Raw genomic sequence first — 19,864 nt, 5'->3', positions numbered from 1 at the left:
TTTTAATTTGAATGATTTTGAAAGGTCTTTAGATTTCTCACATAGGTATTTAGATGTTCTAAGTTTAAGACAAAGCGTTATTTCTGATAATATAGCAAATGTAGATACTCCAAATTTTAAAAGAAGCAAAATTTCTTTTGAGTCAGAGTTTGAAAAGGCTTTTTTAAATAAAGATAAAAATGATCTAAGCTTAATTAAATCTAGTGACAAGCACTTGTCTGGGTTTAAAAATCTAAAATATTCAGATGTCAAGCCGCACAGAGTTCTTGACCATTTTTCAACTATGAATAATAATGGCAATAATGTTGATATCGATTCTGAAATTAAGGCACTTGTACAAAATCAAATGATGTATCATCTTATGACTAATGTTCAGGCGCATTATTTTAAAAGTATAAATATTGTATTAAAATAAATTAATATTTTAAGGAATGTAAAATGGGATTATTTTCAAGCATTAATGTAGCTTCAACGGGATTAACTGCACAAAGGTTGAGGATTGATGTTATTTCTAATAACATTGCAAATGTTTCTACTTCTAGAACTCCTGATGGTGGACCTTATAGAAGGCAAAGGATTATTTTTGCACCAAGGGTTAATAATCCTTATTGGAAAGGGCCTTTTATTCCGGATTATCTTGATAATGGCATTGGTCAAGGAGTTAGGGTTGCTAGCATTGAAAAAGACAAATCTCCATTAAAGTTAAAATATGATCCCACTCATCCCGATTCAATAGGTTCTGGGGATAGAAAAGGTTATGTGGAGCTTCCCAATGTTAATTTAGTTGAAGAAATGGTAGATATGATTTCAGCTTCTCGTGCTTATGAGGCAAATTCTACTGTCATCAATAGTAGTAAATCTATGTTTAGAAGTGCATTAGCTATACTTCAAGGCTAAAGGAGAGATTATTGGTGAGAACAGATGCTTTTTTTAAAGATAATAATGTCAATTTGGTTAAAAAAAATCCTTTGCATTTTGATGCGAATCTTTTTAGTTCTAAAAGTAATGCCAAAGACAATGATATTGAAACCTTTAAGGATGTTTTAATAAATTCGATTACAGATGTCAACAAAAGCCAATTAAATGTTTCTAAAGTTACAGAACAAGCTATTCTTAGGCCTAGTAGCATTGATGTTCATGACGTTGTAATAGCAATGTCTAGAGCGAATATGAATTTAAGCCTTTTAAAGGCCGTTGTTGAGAGAGGTGTGAAGGCTTATCAAGATATAATCAATATTCGTTAAGGAGCCATAAGATTTTGAGCAATTTTTTTACTAAATTTTTTGTTTCAGCAAAAGGAATCTTCAAAAAAGCTAGTACAGTTCAGAAAATAGCCTTAGGATTGATTATTTTTTTTGTGATTCTTGCGTTTGTTTTTTTAATAGGGTTTTCTACTAAAAGACAAAGCATTGCTCTTTTTGGAGTTGAAATTAAAGATCAATATCTTTTAGACAGAATATCGCAAAGACTTGACAGAGAAAATGTTAAGTATTTTTTGAGTTCCGATGGAAGAATTTATTTAGATGATGAAAAGCTTGCAAAAAAAATGAGAGCAATTCTTGTCAGAGAAGAGCTTGTACCTGTTCATATGGATCCATGGGCTTTATTTGATATTGATAGGTGGACTATTACTGATTTTGAAAGAAGCATTAATCTTAGAAGATCTATTACAAGAGCGGTTGAACAGCATATTGTAGCTTTAGATGACGTTGATGCTGTTAGTGTGAATCTTGTTATGCCCGAAAAAGCTCTTTTCAAAGAGTCTCAAGAGCCTGTTAAGGCATCTGTTAGAATTACTCCAAGACCTGGTTCGGATATTATTACCAATAGAAAAAAAGTTGAAGGACTTGTTAAGCTTATTCAGTATGCCATTGAGGGTCTTGAATCTGATAATATTGCTATTGTTGATAATAGCGGAACAATTTTGAATGATTTTTCTAATTTAGATGGAATAGATAGAATAGACTTAGCAGAAAAAGAACGTAAGTTAAAGCTTAAGTATGAGGCCATGCTTAGGGGTGAAATCGACTCCGCATTAAGCAAAGTTTTGTCAGTTGATAGATTTATGATAGCAAGAGTAAATGTAAAGCTTGATACCTCAAAAGAAACCACAGAGTCTAAAGAGTATGCTCCTATTGAGCTTCAATCTCAAGATCCAAAAGCTTCTTATAATACCAGAAAAGTAAGCGATTCAACTATTATTTCTTCTCAGACTCAAAAAAAAGAGTATCAGGGTCAAGGATATAGTCCTTGGGGACCTCCTGGGCAGGAAGGCAATACTCCTCCTGAATATCAAGATTTAAGTGATATTACTGGTAAATATAATGAGTCTCAAGAGATCAAAAATGTTGCTTTGAATGAAAAAAAATCTACAAGTGAAAAAGAGCCCGCTAGGATTGTGGGCGTTTCTCTTGGTATTTTCGTGGATGGTATTTGGAATTTTGTGTATGACGAGAAGGGAGATTTCGTAATAGAAAATGGAATGAGAAAAAGAGAATATAAGCCTATGGCATTGGAAGAAATAAAAAATATTGAAGATGTTTTGCAAAGCTCTTTTGAATATAAGCCAGAAAGAGGCGATTCAATAACGGTTAGAAATATATCTTTTGATCGTATGAATGAATTTAGGAAAATAGATGAAAATTATTTTGCAAGTGAAAGGTTTAAATATTTTTTATTTATTGCAAGCATAGTATTTTCATTATTAATTTTAGTATTTACGATATTTTTTGCTATTTCTAGAGAGCTTGAAAGACGAAGACGTCTTAGAGAAGAAGAATTGGCAAAGCAAGCACATTTAAGACGTCAACAAGCCTTAATGGATGGTGGTGACGATATTGGCGTTGACGATGTTGTTGGTGGGATTAGAGAAGGCGATGAGCTTCAAAGCAATGCTGAGCTTTTGGCCAGAGAAAAGCCAGAAGATGTTGCTAAGCTTATAAGAACATGGCTTTTGAAAAACGCGTAAAAGGTAGTAATTGATATGGAAGAAAAGAAAGAAAAGGAGATTCTGGATGTTTCTGCTTTAACAGGTAAGCAAAAGGCCGCTATTTTGTTGGTTTCAATAGGTTCTGAAATCTCTTCTAAAGTGTTTAAGTATCTTTCTCAAGAAGAGATAGAGTCTTTGACATTTGAGATAGCAAAGCTTGAGACAATTACTTCTGAGCTTAAAGATAATGTTCTTTTAGAGTTTAAAGAATTAATGATGGCTCAAGAATTTATTCAAAAGGGCGGAATTGATTACGCAAGAGAACTTCTTGAAAAATCTCTTGGAACTCAAAAAGCAGTTGATATTATTAATAATTTGGGTTCTGCTTTACAGTCTAGACCTTTTGAATTTGTAAGAAGAGCAGATCCTGCAAATATTTTAAACTTTATTCAACAAGAACATCCCCAAACAATTGCTTTAATCCTTTCATATCTTGATCCTCAAAAGGCTTCTTTTATTCTCTCTAGTTTGCCCACAGAGGTACAGACCAATGTTGCAAGAAGAATTGCATTGATGGATAGAACTTCTCCTGAGGTTGTAAGGGAGGTTGAGAGAGTTCTTGAAAAAAAACTAGCTTCTCTTTCTTCAGAAGATTATACATCAGCAGGAGGAGTTGACAATGTTGTTGAGATAATTAATATGGCTGATAGAAAGACGGAAAAGTTTATTATTGAATCTCTTGAAGAAGAAGATCCAGAGCTTGCAGAAGAGATTAAGAAGAAGATGTTTGTATTTGAGGACATAGTTTTGCTTGATGACAGATCTATACAAAGGGTTTTAAGAGAAATAGATGGTCAAGAGTTAGCAAAAGCATTAAAATCTGTAGATATTCCTGTCCAAGAAAAAATTTTCAAAAACATGTCAAAAAGAGCAGCTTCAATGCTTAAGGAGGACATGGAATTTTTGGGACCTACTAGGCGAAAAGATGTTGAGGAATCGCAGCAAAAAATTGTTTCTCTTATTAGAAAATTAGAAGAACAGGGAGAAATAGTTATTTCAAGGGGTGGTGAAGAAGATGTGCTTGTCTAATAAAGGAGTTTTGTTTGCCTAAGGTTTTATATAAATCATCAGAAGTTGATAATTTAGTAAAGTTTGAGTTTGTTGAGATAGCAAAGCCTGTTTTTGAATCTTTGGAAATCAAAGAGAAGGAAGGCAAGGTTTATGACATAGACAGTCAAATCACAAATCTTAAAGAAGAGTTACAACTTTTAAGAGATGAAAAATTACGACTTGAGGAAGAGCTTACTAAAAGGCAAGAGCTTGCTAAAGAGGAAGTTCAAATTGAATCTAAGCGGCTCATTGAAGAGGCTAAGGCAAAGGCCAATGAAGTATTAGAGGCCGCCAAGCAAGAGGCAGATCTTTTGCAAAGAGAAGCTATTTATAAGAAAGAATCTATTGATGCTGAATCTAATGCTGAGATTGAAAGATTAGCAAGAGAGTATGAGGAAAAATTAAAAACAGATCTTGAGATGACAACAGCTAAAGGAAGGGAAGAAGGATACAGAAAAGGTTATGAAAGTGGTTTTGAAGATTTTGACAAGGTTATGAGAAAATTGCATTCTATAATGGCATCTTTGATCGCTGAAAGGAAAGGTATTCTTGAATCTTCGAGTGCTCAGATAGTAAGTCTTGTTATGCAAATTGCAATTAAGGTTATTAAGAGGATTACAGATTCTCAAAAAGATATTGTTTTGGAAAATGTTAATGAAGTTTTAAAAAGGGTAAAAGATAAAACACAGATTACCATCCGCGTAAATCTTGATGATTTAGATATTGTTAGACATAAAAAGAATGATTTTATTTCTAGATTTGATGTTATAGAAAATTTAGAGATTATAGAAGATCCCAACATAGGTAAAGGTGGTTGTATAATTGAAACTAATTTTGGAGAGATTGATGCGCGCATTTCTTCTCAACTTGATAAAATAGAGGAAAAGTTTAAAAATTTTTCGTTATTAAGTTAAGTATCTAAAGGAATTTTAGTGAGCAATTTTTTTGAAAATTATTTAAGACAAGTAGATGACATTGAAACTGTTTCTTTTGTTGGCAGGGTACAAAAAATAAAAGGTCTTTTAGTTGAAAGTTTGGGACCTCAGTGTGCTATTGGAGATTTGTGTTTAATTGATCAAAGAAATGATAAAAAGGTATGTGCTGAGGTTTTAGGATTTAATGGTCCTTATGTTAGCCTTATGGCTTATGAAGGATTTAGCGGGATTGAGGTTGGAAATAAAGTCTATTCTTTAAACAAAGGGTTAGAAATAAATCTTAGTGATGAGCTTTTAGGAAGAGTTATTGATTCTCTTGGCAGACCCATTGATAATAAAGGGTCATTTTTGAACAATAGCTATAAAGAGTTAATTTTTGAAAAAATTAATCCAATTAATAGAAGTATTTTTGAAGAGCAAATATTAACAGGGGTTAAAGTTCTTGACGGGTTTTTGCCAGTCGCAAAAGGGCAAAGAGTTGGTATTTTCTCTGGTTCTGGAGTTGGTAAATCTACTTTGCTTGGCATGATTGCAAAAAATTCAAATGCAGATGTAAACGTTATTGCTTTTATTGGGGAAAGGGGTCGAGAGCTTAATGAATTTATTGAATATGAACTTGGTGAAGAGCGTTTAAAAAAAAGCGTTTTAGTTGTTTCAACTTCTGATGAATCGCCCATATCAAGGTATAAGGGAGCTTATGTTGCTACTATGATAGCAGAATACTTTAGGGAGCAAGGCAAAGATGTGGTTTTGCTTTTTGATTCTATTACTAGGTTTGCAAATGCTAAAAGAGAGATGTCTCTTTCTTTAGGAGAGCCTCCAGTAGCTAAAGGTTATCCACCTTCTGTTTTTGTTGAAATTCCAATTTTGCTTGAGAGATCGGGTTTTAATGGTAATGGAGGAAGTGTTACTGGGTTTTATACTGTTCTTGTTGAGGGAGATGACTTTACAGAACCTGTAGCTGATAATATTAAGGCTGTTTTGGATGGTCACATTATTTTAGACAGAGATTTGTTTGACAGAGGAATTTATCCTTCAATAAATGTTTTAAGTTCAACTTCAAGATCTATTCATAGAATAATGAGTTCAGAAAAACAAAAATTAATTTTGAAAGCTAGAAATTTATTGTCTATTTATAAAGATTATGAAGATCTTATTAGAACAGGAATTTATCTTAAAGGATCTAATAAGGATGTTGATTTTGCAATTTCAAAGTATCCTAAGATTATTGATTTTATTTCTCAAGGAATAAATGAAACATTTGATTTTGAAAATTTAGAAGATGAAATAAAGGAAATATTATCTTGAATGATTTAAACTTTAGAAGACAAAAGCTTAATAAAATATTGACAATTAGATCTTACTTTCGAAAACTAAGCGAGAGAGACTTAATGAATATAAATAAGAAAATTTCAAAAATAAATCAGTTTTCAGATGGAATTCCTAATCTTTTAAAAAATCTGAATAACTTTAATGATCTTTACATAAGAGGGTATGTAGACTGTTTAAATTATAAAAAAACCCAAAATTTTAAAATTCTTGAAGAGCTGAGAAAGCATTATAACGAGTGTTATGATATTTACGTGAATAAATATAGGCAAGAAAAAAAGATTAAGATATTAATAAAAATTTTAAATAATTCTATAATTAAAAATAGAGAAAAAAAGGAAAGTTTATTGCTAGATGAGCATGTAAATTATAAAGTTTGTCAAAATCTAAGGAATGAAAGTGAATAATTTTTTATCGTTCTTTTTTAGGGTATTTTTTTTGTTATTTATAATTGTTGTGTTATTTTGCTTTGTGTTATTCTTTATTGATTTTCTTGGAATGTATAATACTAAGAGATATTTCCCCGAATTCGTAAGAACTAAATTTTTAGGAGAAGCTTCTTTAGTCTTTGATCATAATTCTAATATAATTCTTGATGAAGCTAGACTTGTGAAGGAAAGAGAAGCTATTGATATTAAGAATCAGCAGATTGAAAAGCTTAAAGAAGACTTAAAGTTAAAAGAAGACAGCTTAAATAAGCTTGAATTTGAGCTTAAACAAAAGCAGAAAGATTTAGATTTAAAACAAAAGGTAATAGATGACATTATAAATAAATATAATGATGAGGAAGCAAATATTTTGCAAACAGCTGTATATTTAATGAATATGCCACCAGAAGATGCTGTTAAGCGGCTTGAGGATTTAAATCCTGAGCTTGCAATATCTTATATGCGAAAAATTGAAGAGCTTTCCAAAAAAGAGGGCCGTTTATCAATTGTTCCTTATTGGTTGTCTCTTATGGATTCTAAAAAAGCTGCTATATTGATTAGAAAAATGTCTGTTAGTTCATTGGAGTAGTGTTTATATGAGTAATTTATTAAATTTAAGTAAAGCTTATGGTAACAAATTGAATTTATTGAATACAATTAAAGGGTTAAATTTAAATGTTTCTAAAATGGAATCTAGAGAAAATTCGAGTTCTTTTTTAAATGTCTTGTCTTTTGAATCTAAAAAATTAGCTAAAGCAAAATTTATGATATTTGATTTTTTAAATTTTTTTAAAGACAATGGACTTATTGCTAAAAATTTAAAAAAATCACCTTTAGATAAATCCCTTTTTTTAAAAAAACTTGAAAATGAGGCTTTTGTTTCCGATTTGAAATCTTTGATTGCCAGAATGAGTGTTTTTGTAGATTTTGAAGGTTTAAATAGCATTAAAGAAAGCTTATCATCTAATTTTGATTTTCTCGGCAAAGAAAAATTTTTTGAAAAAATCGAAAAACTTTGTGTATCTTTTAATGATTTGAGTTCTTTTTTGGGGTTTGATTTTTTAACTGCTTTGATTGATGATTATTATAATCAGATAAGCTTAAATGATAAAAAGGAAGAAAAAAATGTTATTAACATTGATGTGAAAAATTTCAAAAAGAATAATGGTGATCATAATGATTTTGTTTTTTCAAAGTTTGGCTTGAATGCAATTGATGGTCAAAATTTTGTTGATAGATATAAAGTTAAAGAAATATCAAACGATTTTTTAAATGGCTTTGTTGAAGAATTTGCTAATTATAATATAAAAAACGCCAAAGAGTTTGAAGGTTTTGATTTTGTCAGTAGCTTAAAGCCTGAATGGAATCTTAAGATTAATAAAAATATTGTGGATAAAGCTAAAGTTGTGTTAAAATCGAATAATACAGGAGAGATTAAGTTGGTTTTAAAGCCCAAAGAGCTTGGTAGTATACGAATTAGTTTAAATCTTGATTCGAATAATAATTTATTGGGAAAGATTGTAGTGGATAATCAAAATGTTAAAATGCTTTTTGACCAAAATATGCATTCATTAAATAAAATGCTTGGTGAGAGTGGTTTTAATGCCAGCTTAAATCTTTTTCTTGCGGGTGAAAATTTAAATTCTTTTTCTAAAGATTTTAAAGATGGCCCTAAGGATCAAAATTTTCATTTTGGTTATAATAAATTTTTTCAAATTGAAGAAGAAGTTGAATTTTCTTACGATGTAGATAAAAATGTTAATTTAATTGTTTAGAGGGTGGAGTTAAATGAATAAAATGAACGGTGTTGAAAGTATTTTTAATTTAGATATTAGCAGTAAAATTAAAAAAAAAACAGATTTTAATGTTGAGAATATATCTAATAAGGTTAATCTTGGTAAGGATGATTTTTTGAAGTTGCTCATTACTCAACTTAGGTATCAAGACCCTACAAATCCAATGAAGGATAAAGAATTTATTGCTCAAATGGCGCAATTTTCGTCTCTTGAGCAAATGACTAATATGAGCAAGTCATTTGAAAAACTTTCATCTTCTTTAGGAATAAGAAAAGATTTGGATTTATTAGGTAAAGTAATTAAATTTCAGCATGGTGATGGGGAGATTGTTGAAGGTCGTGTTACAAACATTAAGACAGGCGCAATACCTCAAGTTATGGTTAATGGTAATTATTATGTATATAAAAACATATTATCGGTAGGTTTGGAGGAGTAATTATATGATGAGGTCTTTATATTCTGGTGTTTCTGGGCTTCAGAACCATCAAACAAGAATGGATGTTGTTGGTAACAATATTGCTAATGTAAATACAATTGGCTTTAAAAAGGGAAGAGTGAATTTTCAAGATATGATATCGCAGGCTATTTCTGGGGCTTCTCGTCCTACTGATTCTCGTGGTGGGACTAATCCCAAGCAAGTTGGATTAGGTATGAATGTTGCCTCAATTGATACTATTCACACTCAAGGAGCTTTTCAAAGTACTCAAAAAGCATCTGATCTTGGGGTTAGTGGTAATGGATTTTTTATTTTAAAAGAAGGTAAAAATTTATTTTATACAAGAGCCGGCGCCTTTGATGTGGACTCTGATCGACATCTTGTAAATCCTGCAAATGGAATGCGAATTCAAGGCTGGATGGCAAGAGATTTAGAAGGTGAAAAAGTTATCAATACAGCGGCTGATATTGAGGATCTGATTATTCCGATTGGAGATAAAGAGGGAGCAAAGTCTACTAAAAACGTTACTTTTGCTTGCAATCTTGATAAGAGATTGCCTTTAATTCAAGAAGGTGCAAGTCCTGCAGATATTGCACGTGGAACTTGGGTTGTCAATAAGTCATTGTATGATAGTTTTGGAAATGTTAGCACGCTTGAACTTAGGGTTGTAAAAGATTTAAATACGCCTAATTTATGGAATGCAACGGTGTTCATAAATGGCGAGCAAAATTCAAATTTTACACTTGGGTTTGACAATGAAGGAGCATTGGCGTCTTTAAATGGCCAACCAGGCCAAAAAGGAGATATTCTTCAAATTCCTATAACATTTAATGTTTTAGGCGCAAATGTAGGTGAAGTTGGTGAGCAGCAAACTGTAAATTTGAAATTAGGAACAGTTGGAAGTTATACCGATTCAATCACTCAGTTTGCTGATTCTAGTAGCACAAAGGCTATTATTCAAGATGGATATGGCATGGGATATATGGAAAATTATGAAATTGATCAAAATGGTGTTATAGTTGGCATTTATTCAAATGGTATAAGGCGAGATCTTGGTAAAATTGCTCTTGCTTCTTTTATGAATCCCGGAGGACTTGCGAAATCAGGTGATACTAATTTTGTAGAAACAAGCAATTCAGGTCAAGTTAGAATAGGCGAAACTGGACTTGCTGGACTTGGCGATATTAGATCTGGTGTTTTAGAAATGGCCAATGTTGATCTTGCAGAGCAGTTTACAGATATGATAGTGACCCAAAGAGGATTTCAAGCAAACGCTAAAACCATTACTACTTCTGATCAATTGTTGCAAGAACTTGTAAGATTGAAAAATTAATCTAAGATTGTTTTTTAGCATATGATTTTTGTAACTAAGCTTAATGGTGATGGATATTATTTAAATCCTTATCATATTGAAAGTATTGAAGCTAATCCTGATACTACAATTCTTCTTATGAACGGTAAGAAGTTAATTGTGAAAGAAAAAGTTGAAGAGGTGGTCAATAGGATTAAGTTGTATAGGAAAGAAGTTGCTTCTTTTGAAAAAATTTTAGGAGAAGGAAATGGGGGCGTTGAATTATGAATTTAGCTAGTATAATTGGGTGGGGAGTTGGATTTGGAGCTATTTTAATTTCTATGGCATTTACCCCCACAGGACTTGGTGTTTTTTGGGATTTAAGCTCTGTTTTTATTACTGTTGTTGGATCTTTTTCTGCTCTTATGGCTTCTTCAGAAGTTATTGCTGTAAAAAAAATTCCAACGTATTTGGGATTTTTCTTTAGAAGAAATTCATATGCTAAGATTTCCATTATAAAAATATTAGTAGAGCTTTCAGAAAAGGCCAGAAAAGAAGGTCTTTTATCTCTTGATGATGAGCTTGAACAAATAAATGACCCATTTTTTAAGTCAGGAATGAGGCTTGTTGTTGATGGTGCAGATCCTGAGGTAATTAGAACTATGCTCTATTTAGAGCTTGATCAAATGCAAGAAAGGCATAAGGTTGGCTCAGATCTTTTTAAAACTTGGGCAAAGCTTGCTCCAGCTTTTGGTATGACGGGTACTCTTATTGGGCTTGTAGCTCTTCTTGGCAATCTAGAAGATAAGTCCGCGCTTGGTTCTTCTATGGCTGTTGCTCTTATTACAACTCTTTATGGAACTATAATGGCAAATTTAATGTTTATTCCTGTTCAACTTAAGTTGGAGAAAATCGATTCTGAGGAAGCTGCAGTAAAGACAATGATAATTGAGGGTGTTTTATCGATTCAGTCTGGAGATAATCCTAGAATTTTAGAGCAAAAATTAATGACGTTTTTGACTCCCAAAGATCGAAGCCAGCTTAGTAGTAGCATTGGGGGTGAATAATGGCTTTGCGAATTAAAAAACCTTCAAAATGTGATGATGGTGCCCCAGATTATATGTTGACTTATGGAGACATGGTTACTTTACTGCTTGTGTTTTTTGTTACAATGTTTTCATTAAATGATATTATTTTTCAAGAAAATGTAATAAGGATAATGTCTGCTTCTTTCACGGGTGCGGGATTTTTCAAGGGTGGTAAAACTTTAGATTTTAGTAAATTATCTTATTTGAGCAATAGTTTTATGTCTTTACCTTCTACTGTGCGCAATAAACAAGCATCTCAGACTGCTAAAAATAAATCTATGATTGAATTTATTGAGAAGATTCAGTCTAAAAATATTGTGGTTAGACAAGAAGAAAGAGGTATTGTGATATCTCTGGCAGCAGATGCATTTTTTGATTCTGCTAGTGCAGATGTTAAGCTTGAAGAGAATAGAGATTCTATTCAAAAAATAGCATCTTTTATTGGCGTTTTAAGTTCTAGAGGCTATAATTTTAAAATAGAAGGGCATACAGATAATATTGATACTGATGTAAATGGACCTTGGAAAAGCAATTGGGAGCTTTCGGCTGCTAGATCTGTTAATATGCTAGAACATATTTTAAACTATTTAGATCAATCTGATGTTAAAAGCATTGAAAATAAGTTTGAAGTATCTGGTTTTGGCGGAAGCAGGCCTATTGCAACAGACGATACTCCTGAGGGCAGAGCTTATAATAGAAGAATTGATATATTAATTACTACGGATGCATCTTTAAGTTTCCCTAAGGAAATTAAGCAGTAAGTAATTCTTTTTAACTGTGAATAAGAAATTAATAGGAGGAATTTTATTATGCCTAATAAAGACGATGAAAATTTAGATATGGGAGATTCCAATATTGGTAGAAAAGGCGGTTTATTGCCCGATATTATAATAAAAATCTTGCAAATACTTGCAATAGGAATATTTACTGTTGCAATAATGATAATTGTTTCTTATTTTGTTTCTAAAATGGTGGTAAGCCAAAGTGGAGCTCCTAGCGATTTTCCAGTTTTTTCTAATGAATACTTAGGAAAGCCACCTATGCTTATATGGTATGAAAGTATAGATGAGATTAGAGGCAATACTTTAGATGTTCCTCCAAAAACTTTTGTTGTAAAGCTTGCTTTAGGGTATGCAGAGAATAATGTTAATATTCTCAATGAGCTTGGAAGGCAAAAAGTGCGCTTAAAAGATATTATTAGAGAATATTTTAGCCAAAGAACTGGTCAAGAAATAAAGAATGAAAGTCAAATAAAAGCAGAAATTAAGGCAAGAATTAATAGTATTCTTAGAAATGGAGAAATTAAAGAAATAGCATTAACTCAAATTGATATTTTTGATATGTAATAAATTTAAAGGAATTTTAAATGGCAAACAATCCAGGAGCTTTGTCTCAAGATGATATAGATAGTCTTTTAGAGTCTATTAACTCGTCTGAAAGTTTATCCTTAGACGAATCCCTTTCTAATGTCATATCTAGTCCTACAGGCAAAAAGCAAAAAGTTAAGGTTTATGACTTTAAAAGGCCAGATAAATTTTCAAAAGAGCAGGTTAGAACAGTTTCAAGTTTTCATGAGGCATTTGCCAGATATACTACAACCTCACTTTCTGCTCTTTTAAGAAAAATGGTTCATGTTCATGTAGCTTCAGTTGACCAATTAACCTATGAAGAGTTTATTAGGTCAATACCCAATCCTACAACTTTAGCAATAATAAATATGGACCCTCTTAAAGGATCTGCTATTTTTGAAGTTGATCCAACCATAGCATTTGCTATAGTAGATAGGCTTTTTGGGGGAGATGGAGACACGATTAAAGATAAAAGTAGAGATTTAACAGAAATTGAGCAGTCTGTCATGGAAAGCGTTATTATTCGTATACTTGCCAATATGAGGGAGGCTTGGTCTCAGGTGGTTGATTTAAGACCAAGATTTGGGCATATTGAGGTCAATCCACAGTTTGCTCAAATAGTTCCTCCTACAGAAATGATTATTTTAGTAACTCTTGAGGTTAAAATAGGAAAAGTAGAAGGGCTTATGAATTTTTGCTTACCTTATATTACTATAGAACCTATTGTTTCAAAATTATCAACAAGATATTGGCATTCTTTGATTGGGGTTGGAACTACCAGTGAGAATCTTGATGCTTTGCGTGAGAAGTTGGAAAATACAGCAATGCCTTTGATAGCAGAAATAGGAGAAGTTAAGCTTAAAGTAAGAGAAATTTTATCGCTTGACAAAGGCGATGTTTTAAATCTTGAGTCTTCTCTAATAAATAAAGATTTAACTTTAAAAGTTGGTACTAAAGAAAAGTTTAAATGTAGAATGGGGTTAATGGGGAATAAAGTTTCAGTGCAAATTACAGAAAAAATTGGAGATATAAAGGGTTTTGATTTATTGAAAGAGCTTACAGAAGAGGTTGAGTGATAGTTATTTTATTTATTTAAACTTAAATTATTAAGAGGTTAAAATTATGAGCGTAGATGAAAAAAGCGATAATGGAGAAAAACCAGAAATAAAAGGGGTTAAGCTTCCTGATTTAATTGATACTTTGCCAGAAGGAGTTGATCCTAGTAATTTTGGGCTTTTAATGGATGTTTCTATGCAGCTTACTGTAGAGCTTGGAAGAACAGAGCGCAAAATAAAAGACATACTTGGTATGTCTGAGGGCACGATTATTACTCTTGATAAACTTGCCGGTGAGCCTGTGGATATTTTAGTAAACGGTAAAATAGTTGCCAGGGGCGAAGTAGTTGTAATTGATGAGAATTTTGGAGTTAGAATTACTGAGATAATTAAAACTAAAAATGAATAATAAATTTTTATTTTTAGTTTTTTTAGCGTTTTTTAATTTTTTTACATATGCTAATTCACAAGAGCAGCTAAATTCAGTATCTGATGGCTTAGAAAATGAATCTGGTTTGCCAATCTTTGAAGATGATAAGGCAAATTTTGCTAACAATGGTAGCGCTCAGGCAGTTTCTCTTTTTAATATTTCGGATTTGGTTAAAATAGTTTTATTTTTACTTATTGCTTTTTTTATCTTTTTTTTATTAAAGAAGTTGATTTTTTATTCAAAAAAAAGCAAATATGAACAAAATTCTAATTTAATTAAGGAGCTTGTTTTTTACGAGATAGATGTTAAAAACTCAATAAGAATTATAAACATATTAGACAATGTTTACATATTGTTAGTTTCTAGCAATTCTTCTACTTTGCTTAAAGAGATTAAATCTGAAGAAGAGCTTGAGGATTTGAAACTTAGGCTTAGCAAAATTAATAATTCTGCTAAGAAAGATTCTTTTCAATCAATCTTTAAGAAAATGTTACTCAAAAAAGAAGAGATTCCTTTTTCTGGGAATGATTATGTTAAGCTTGAGAAGAAAATTGAGACTTCACTTAAGGATAAACAAGATAGATTAAAAAAATTTTAGAGGGTTTATTTTGAGAAAGTGTTTTAATTTTTTTTTATTTTTTAGTGTAACAAGCTTATCTTTTGCTCAAACAAAATCTTTGCAGACTAATAATGGGCTTAATTTTCCGTTTTTAAATTTTGACAATATTGGTGGTTCAGAAATAGCTTTTTCTTTGCAGATTTTAATTCTATTAACCATTATTACTCTTTCTCCAGCGTTTTTAGTTTTAATGACTTCGTTTTTGCGAATATCCATAGTTTTGGATTTTATTAGGCGTGCTTTATCTCTTCAACAATCTCCTCCTACTCAGATAGTAATGGGCTTGGCTTTATTTTTAACCATTTTTACCATGTGGCCAACTTTTAATTCTATATATGAACAAGCTTATTTGCCTCTTAAAGAGTCAAAAATAAATTTTGATGAATTTTATAACAAAGGAATTGCCCCTCTTAGAATTTTTATGTATAAGCAGATGTCTGATGGGCGTCATGAAGAGATTAGGTTATTTATGAGTATGAGTAATTATAATCGACCAAAAAATTTTAGCGAAGTACCAACACATGTTTTAATTGCAGCTTTTATTTTGCATGAGCTTAAAGTAGCTTTCAAGATGGGAATTTTGATATTTTTGCCTTTTATAGTTTTAGATATTATTGTTGCCTCTGTTTTAATGGCTATGGGTATGATAATGTTGCCCCCTGTAATGATATCTTTGCCTTTTAAGCTTATTCTTTTTGTAATGGTAGATGGTTGGACTTTAATTACTAGTGGTCTTATTAAAAGTTTTATGTAAGGTTATATATGACTGCAGGACACATTCTTTATTTAATTAGAATTTCTATTGAAAACATTATTATTTTATCAGCTCCAATGTTGATTATAGCTCTTATAGTTGGTCTTTTGATTTCAATTTTTCAAGCTATTACTTCAATTCAAGATCAAACTTTAAGTTTTATTCCAAAGATTATTGTTATACTTTTAACTATTGTGATTTTTGGTCCTTGGATTTTGAATAAGCTTATGCAGTTTACTTATATGATTTTTAGTCAATTGCAAAATGTTTAATTTATGCTTAATTGTACTATTGGGATAAAATTTTGAATTTGAGTTTTTTGGTTTTAAAATCTTTTACAATTTTACCTGTGATGGTTAGAATTTTTATGTTTTTAAAATTTTCTCCATTGTTTTCAACAATAAAAATTGGATATTTTAATTTTTTCTTTTCTTTGATTCTCTCTGTAATTGTTGTTGAAAAGATTCAAATTATTTATCCTTTAGACAATATGCTTTCTTTTACGTTAATTTTATTAGGAGAAGCTATTTTAGGCCTTATTCAAGCATTTTTTGTTAATATAATTTTTAATGTTTTTCATTTAGTTGGATTTTTCTTTTCTAATCAAATTGGGCTTGCTTATGCAAATATTTTTGATGTTTTTTCAGAAGAAGAAAGCATGATTATTTCACAAATTTTTGTTTATATGTTTTTGCTTTTGTTCTTATCAAGCGATTTTTTACTTAGGTTTTTTGTGATTGGCATACATGATTCTGTTTTAAATATTAGGGTTGAACATTTGGTCAATATGAGAAATTCAGAATTTATCAAGCTTTTGCTTATGTCTTTTGGATTTCTTTTTGAAAAAGCGTTATTAATTTCGTTTCCAATTTTGTCTTTGCTTTTACTTTTTTATTTGGTATTGGGGATACTTTCAAAGTCATCACCCCAAATTAATTTATTAATAATTAGTTTTTCAACCTCGCTATTTTTAGGGTTATTAATTTTGTATATTGGATTTCCAAGCTTAGTAATATCTGCAAAAAGAGTTATTGAACTTTCCCTAGATTCTCTTGCTAGTTTTTTAAAATTGTTTTCTAGAGTTTTAAAATAATGACAAAAGATGAATTTTTGATTAAAAGTTGGTATATTCCCCTTGATTTTTTTTCTGCAGATGATGAGGGAAGAACCGAATTACCTACTGACCAGAAAAAGCAAAAGGCAAGAGAAGAAGGACGGGTATTAAAGTCTACTGAAATTAATACTGCCGTTAGCCTTTTGTTGTTATTTGCATTGTTTTTTTTCATGCTTTCGTATTTTGCTTTAGATTTAATAGCTGTTTTTAAAGAGCAGGCCAGCAAGCTTCCTGAAGTTATGCGTATGAGTATTTATGCTATGGGTTTTGCATATATTAGATCTATCCTGGGTTATGTTGTTTTGTTTTTTTTTGCATCCTTAGCCGTTAATTTTTTTGTCAATATTATTCAAGTAGGCTTTTTTATTACTTTTAAATCTTTAGAACCAAAGTGGGATAGAATTAGTTTTAATTTTTCCAGGTGGGCAAAAAATTCTTTTTTTTCAGCAGGGGCTTTTTTCAATTTGTTTAAAAGTTTATTAAAAGTTGTTATAATATGCTTAATATATTATTTTATTATAGAAAACAATATAGGCAAAATTTCTAAGCTTTCGGAATATACGCTCCAATCTGGGATTTCTATTGTGTTGGTGCTTGCCTATAAGATATGTTTTTTCTCAGTAATGTTTTTGGCAATTGTAGGGGTGTTTGATTATTTGTTTCAAAGGTCTCAGTACATTGAGAGTTTGAAAATGACAAAAGAAGAGGTAAAGCAGGAACGAAAGGAGATGGAAGGTGATCCTTTGCTTCGATCTAGAATAAAAGAGAGAATGAGGGTTATTTTAAATACCAATTTAAGAGTAGCTATTCCTCAAGCAGATGTAGTAATTACAAATCCAGAACATTTTGCAGTTGCTATTAAGTGGGATAGCGAAACAATGTTAGCTCCAAGGGTGCTTGCAAAAGGTCAAGATGAAATAGCTCTCACAATTAAAAAAATTGCAAGAGAAAATAATGTTCCTTTAATGGAAAATAAGCTACTTGCAAGAGCACTTTATGCTAATGTTAAGGTTAATGAAGAGATTCCAAGAGAATATTGGGAGATTGTTTCAAAAATTCTTGTGAGAGTATATTCTATTACTAAAAAGTTTAATTAGAGGTTCTATTGTTGGATGCTAAAAAAAATTCTATATTAGGGTATTTGGGACTTAATAATAAGTCTGATTTAATAATTTCGGTCGGATTGATATTTGTTGTTGCTGGATTTATTTTGCCTCTTCCCGCAGTTATTTTGGATGTTTTGATTACGGTTAATTTAGTAATAAGTCTTTTAATTATTTTAATTGTTCTTTATTCTAAGAGATCTCTGGATTTCTCTGTTTTTCCCACATTGCTGCTTGTGATGACTATTTTTGGACTCGTTCTTAATATTTCTTCTACCAGGTTAATTTTAACTAAAGGTATAAATTTTGATGGGCAAATGATAAGAACATTTGGGACATTCGTTGTGGGTAGTTCTGGAATTCAAGGACTTGTTATTGGATTTATAATATTTATAATAATTATTGCTGTTCAATTTATTGTAATTACCAAAGGAGCAACAAGGGTAGCTGAAGTTGCAGCTCGGTTTGCTCTTGATGCACTTCCTGGCAAGCAAATGGCCATTGATTCTGCCTATAGTTCTGGAAATTTGACAGAAGAAGAGGCTACAAGGCAAAAAAACGATTTACAATCCGAAGTAAATTTTTATGGGGCAATGGATGGAGCTTCTAAATTTGTATCAGGAAACGTTAAGGTTGGATTTTTAATAACCCTTATAAATATTCTTGGTGGTTTGTTGGTGGGAATAACTTTGCAAGGTCTTAACTTTAGCGAAGCTCTTAATAATTATGTTTCATTAACAGTTGGTGATGGGCTTGTGTCTCAATTGCCGGCTCTTTTAATTTCAACGGCTACAGGCCTGATTGTTACCAGGTCGATTTCAAAAAATAGTTTTGGTGGCGAGATTTTTGAGCAATTCACAAATCATTTAGGAATTTATTGGATTGTTTCTGGGTTTTTGTTTTTTTTAGCTTTTCTTCCTGGATTTCCAACCCTAATTCTTATGTTTTTAAGTTTGTTAATTGCATTTTTAGCGTATTCTCTTTCAGGAATAAGACAAAAAGAAGAAATAGAAAAAAAAATGAAACTCGAAGAAGAACAAGCGTCAATTTATTCAGACAAAGATGTTGCGCCTGTTGTTCCGCTTGATCCATTGGCTCTTGAGATTGGATATAATCTTGTTCCAATAGTTGATGATACAAAAACTTCTGAACTGCTTGATCGTATTGTTAAGATAAGGCGTGAGATTGCATTTGAATTTGGAATAGTTGTGCCTAAGATTAGAATAGTTGATAATATGCGGCTTGAGCCCAATGCTTATTCTTTTAAGCTAAGAGGAGTTGAGGTTGGGCGAGGCGAGATTAAGCTTGGAAAATTTTTGGTGATAAATGTTGGAATTGATTCTGGAATAGATGGAGATCTTGTTAAGGATCCTTCATTTGGACTTCCTTCTCTTTGGGTAAATGATGATGGGCGAGAAACTGCTGAAAAATTAGGATATACTGTTGTAGATCCTCCTTCGATTATTGCTACTCATATGACAGAGCTTATTAAAAGACATTCTTACGAAATTTTGACTCGTCAAGATGTTCAAAATACCCTTGATGTTTTTAAAAAGGATTATGGGGCTATTGTTGAAGAGGTTCTTAAGAATTTTTCAGTTGGCGAGATTCAAAGAGTTTTACAAGGTCTTTTAAAAGAGCAGGTTTCAATTCGCAATTTGGTTACAATTTTTGAAACAATTGCAGATTTCACAAGTATTACTAAGGACATATTTTTCTTGATTGAAAAATGTAGGCAATCAATTGGAAGGCAAATAGTTAGTGGATATTTAGATTTAAATTCTGAGCTTAATGTAATAACTTTAAACCCCGGTTTTGAGCAAATAATAATTGATTCTCGTGTAGAATCTAATCACGATCTTATAAGTTCAATTGATCCTAATTTAAAAACCAAATTTATTTATGAACTTTTCAAAATTGTAAACGAAGTTCAAGCAGAAGGATTTTATCCAGTTGTTCTCTCAAGCGAATCGTCAAGACCTATAATAAAAGTGATAACAAGTAGAGAGATTCCAGATCTTGTTGTTATGTCTGTTTTAGAGGTTCCCCAAAATATTAAAGTTAATGTTCTTAAAACAGTAGAGGTTGAAGAATAATA

The 19,864-nt window shown here is 31.3% G+C and carries 24 protein-coding genes; all 24 read left to right on the top strand.

Annotated elements, in window-relative coordinates; genetic code table 11:
* The first annotated feature begins 7 nt into the window (after positions 1–7).
* The 24 genes from flgB to flhA are packed head-to-tail and all read left to right on the top strand — an operon-like array spanning position 8 to position 19,862.
* Entirely contained in the window at positions 8–415 is a 408-nt protein-coding gene (gene flgB / locus BBIDN127_RS01450) for a flagellar basal body rod protein FlgB (RefSeq protein WP_014023538.1), read from the top strand.
* A gap of 23 nt (positions 416–438) precedes the next feature.
* On the top strand, positions 439–897 hold the full coding sequence (gene flgC, locus BBIDN127_RS01445) for a flagellar basal body rod protein FlgC (RefSeq protein WP_014023537.1): 459 nt from the start codon (positions 439–441) through the stop codon (positions 895–897).
* 11 nt (positions 898–908) lie between these two features.
* The gene (fliE, locus tag BBIDN127_RS01440) at positions 909–1,244 is read left to right on the top strand and encodes a flagellar hook-basal body complex protein FliE (RefSeq protein ID WP_094248961.1); all 336 of its coding nucleotides are present in this window, start codon (positions 909–911) and stop codon (positions 1,242–1,244) included.
* A gap of 14 nt (positions 1,245–1,258) precedes the next feature.
* Positions 1,259–2,968: a flagellar basal-body MS-ring/collar protein FliF gene (gene fliF, locus BBIDN127_RS01435; RefSeq protein ID WP_014023535.1), complete on the top strand. Its 1,710-nt coding sequence runs from the start codon at positions 1,259–1,261 to the stop codon at positions 2,966–2,968.
* A 15-nt stretch (positions 2,969–2,983) separates the two neighbouring features.
* On the top strand, positions 2,984–4,018 hold the full coding sequence (gene fliG, locus BBIDN127_RS01430) for a flagellar motor switch protein FliG (protein ID WP_002556889.1): 1,035 nt from the start codon (positions 2,984–2,986) through the stop codon (positions 4,016–4,018).
* Positions 4,019–4,032: 14 nt separating this feature from the next.
* Positions 4,033–4,953: a flagellar assembly protein FliH gene (gene fliH / locus BBIDN127_RS01425; protein WP_014023534.1), complete on the top strand. Its 921-nt coding sequence runs from the start codon at positions 4,033–4,035 to the stop codon at positions 4,951–4,953.
* A gap of 18 nt (positions 4,954–4,971) precedes the next feature.
* Positions 4,972–6,282, top strand: a complete 1,311-nt coding sequence (gene fliI / locus BBIDN127_RS01420) for a flagellar protein export ATPase FliI (protein ID WP_014023533.1) — start codon at positions 4,972–4,974, stop codon at positions 6,280–6,282.
* A complete protein-coding gene (locus BBIDN127_RS01415; protein ID WP_014023532.1) occupies positions 6,279–6,710 on the top strand; it encodes a hypothetical protein in 432 nt (143 codons plus the stop codon). Before fliI ends, BBIDN127_RS01415 begins: the two co-directional genes overlap by 4 nt.
* Positions 6,703–7,320 carry a periplasmic-type flagellar collar protein FlbB gene (locus BBIDN127_RS01410; protein ID WP_014023531.1) on the top strand — a complete coding sequence of 206 codons (618 nt, stop codon included), beginning with the start codon at positions 6,703–6,705 and terminating at the stop codon, positions 7,318–7,320. Before BBIDN127_RS01415 ends, BBIDN127_RS01410 begins: the two co-directional genes overlap by 8 nt.
* Before the next feature lie 7 nt (positions 7,321–7,327).
* Positions 7,328–8,506, top strand: coding sequence for a flagellar hook-length control protein FliK (locus BBIDN127_RS01405; protein ID WP_014023530.1), 1,179 nt, complete (start codon positions 7,328–7,330; stop codon positions 8,504–8,506).
* A gap of 13 nt (positions 8,507–8,519) precedes the next feature.
* Positions 8,520–8,963 carry a flagellar hook assembly protein FlgD gene (gene flgD / locus BBIDN127_RS01400; protein ID WP_014023529.1) on the top strand — a complete coding sequence of 148 codons (444 nt, stop codon included), beginning with the start codon at positions 8,520–8,522 and terminating at the stop codon, positions 8,961–8,963.
* A gap of 4 nt (positions 8,964–8,967) precedes the next feature.
* Positions 8,968–10,296 (top strand): flagellar hook protein FlgE, encoded by a 1,329-nt coding sequence (gene flgE, locus BBIDN127_RS01395; RefSeq protein WP_044054946.1) that lies wholly within the window; start codon positions 8,968–8,970, stop codon positions 10,294–10,296.
* A 21-nt stretch (positions 10,297–10,317) separates the two neighbouring features.
* Complete coding sequence (locus tag BBIDN127_RS01390) at positions 10,318–10,542, top strand: flagellar FlbD family protein (RefSeq protein ID WP_014023527.1); 225 nt, start codon at positions 10,318–10,320, stop codon at positions 10,540–10,542.
* Positions 10,539–11,321: a motility protein A gene (locus BBIDN127_RS01385; RefSeq protein WP_014023526.1), complete on the top strand. Its 783-nt coding sequence runs from the start codon at positions 10,539–10,541 to the stop codon at positions 11,319–11,321. The genes BBIDN127_RS01390 and BBIDN127_RS01385 overlap by 4 nt, the downstream gene beginning before the upstream one ends.
* Entirely contained in the window at positions 11,321–12,103 is a 783-nt protein-coding gene (gene motB / locus BBIDN127_RS01380) for a flagellar motor protein MotB (RefSeq protein ID WP_044054945.1), read from the top strand. Before BBIDN127_RS01385 ends, motB begins: the two co-directional genes overlap by 1 nt.
* Before the next feature lie 48 nt (positions 12,104–12,151).
* On the top strand, positions 12,152–12,688 hold the full coding sequence (gene fliL, locus BBIDN127_RS01375) for a flagellar basal body-associated protein FliL (protein ID WP_014023524.1): 537 nt from the start codon (positions 12,152–12,154) through the stop codon (positions 12,686–12,688).
* Between the two features lie 20 nt (positions 12,689–12,708).
* Positions 12,709–13,767, top strand: a complete 1,059-nt coding sequence (gene fliM / locus BBIDN127_RS01370; protein ID WP_004791557.1) for a flagellar motor switch protein FliM — start codon at positions 12,709–12,711, stop codon at positions 13,765–13,767.
* Between the two features lie 46 nt (positions 13,768–13,813).
* Positions 13,814–14,155, top strand: coding sequence for a flagellar motor switch protein FliN (gene fliN / locus BBIDN127_RS01365; RefSeq protein ID WP_014023523.1), 342 nt, complete (start codon positions 13,814–13,816; stop codon positions 14,153–14,155).
* On the top strand, positions 14,148–14,774 hold the full coding sequence (locus BBIDN127_RS01360; protein ID WP_014023522.1) for a flagella biosynthesis regulatory protein FliZ: 627 nt from the start codon (positions 14,148–14,150) through the stop codon (positions 14,772–14,774). Before fliN ends, BBIDN127_RS01360 begins: the two co-directional genes overlap by 8 nt.
* Positions 14,775–14,784: 10 nt before the next feature.
* Complete coding sequence (gene fliP / locus BBIDN127_RS01355) at positions 14,785–15,549, top strand: flagellar type III secretion system pore protein FliP (RefSeq protein ID WP_014023521.1); 765 nt, start codon at positions 14,785–14,787, stop codon at positions 15,547–15,549.
* Positions 15,550–15,557: 8 nt separating this feature from the next.
* Positions 15,558–15,821 (top strand): flagellar biosynthesis protein FliQ, encoded by a 264-nt coding sequence (gene fliQ / locus BBIDN127_RS01350; protein WP_002556873.1) that lies wholly within the window; start codon positions 15,558–15,560, stop codon positions 15,819–15,821.
* Between the two features lie 32 nt (positions 15,822–15,853).
* Complete coding sequence (fliR, locus tag BBIDN127_RS01345) at positions 15,854–16,642, top strand: flagellar biosynthetic protein FliR (protein ID WP_044054944.1); 789 nt, start codon at positions 15,854–15,856, stop codon at positions 16,640–16,642.
* Entirely contained in the window at positions 16,642–17,760 is a 1,119-nt protein-coding gene (gene flhB, locus BBIDN127_RS01340) for a flagellar biosynthesis protein FlhB (protein ID WP_014023519.1), read from the top strand. The genes fliR and flhB overlap by 1 nt, the downstream gene beginning before the upstream one ends.
* A gap of 8 nt (positions 17,761–17,768) precedes the next feature.
* Positions 17,769–19,862, top strand: coding sequence for a flagellar biosynthesis protein FlhA (gene flhA / locus BBIDN127_RS01335; protein WP_094248960.1), 2,094 nt, complete (start codon positions 17,769–17,771; stop codon positions 19,860–19,862).
* The last annotated feature ends 2 nt before the right edge of the window (positions 19,863–19,864 follow it).

It is taken from the genome of Borreliella bissettiae DN127, assembly GCF_000222305.1.
Taxonomy (GTDB): Bacteria; Spirochaetota; Spirochaetia; order Borreliales; family Borreliaceae; genus Borreliella; species Borreliella carolinensis.
The sequence above is the reverse complement of the archived record's forward strand: the minus strand, read 5'-3'. Positions and strand labels throughout refer to the sequence as shown.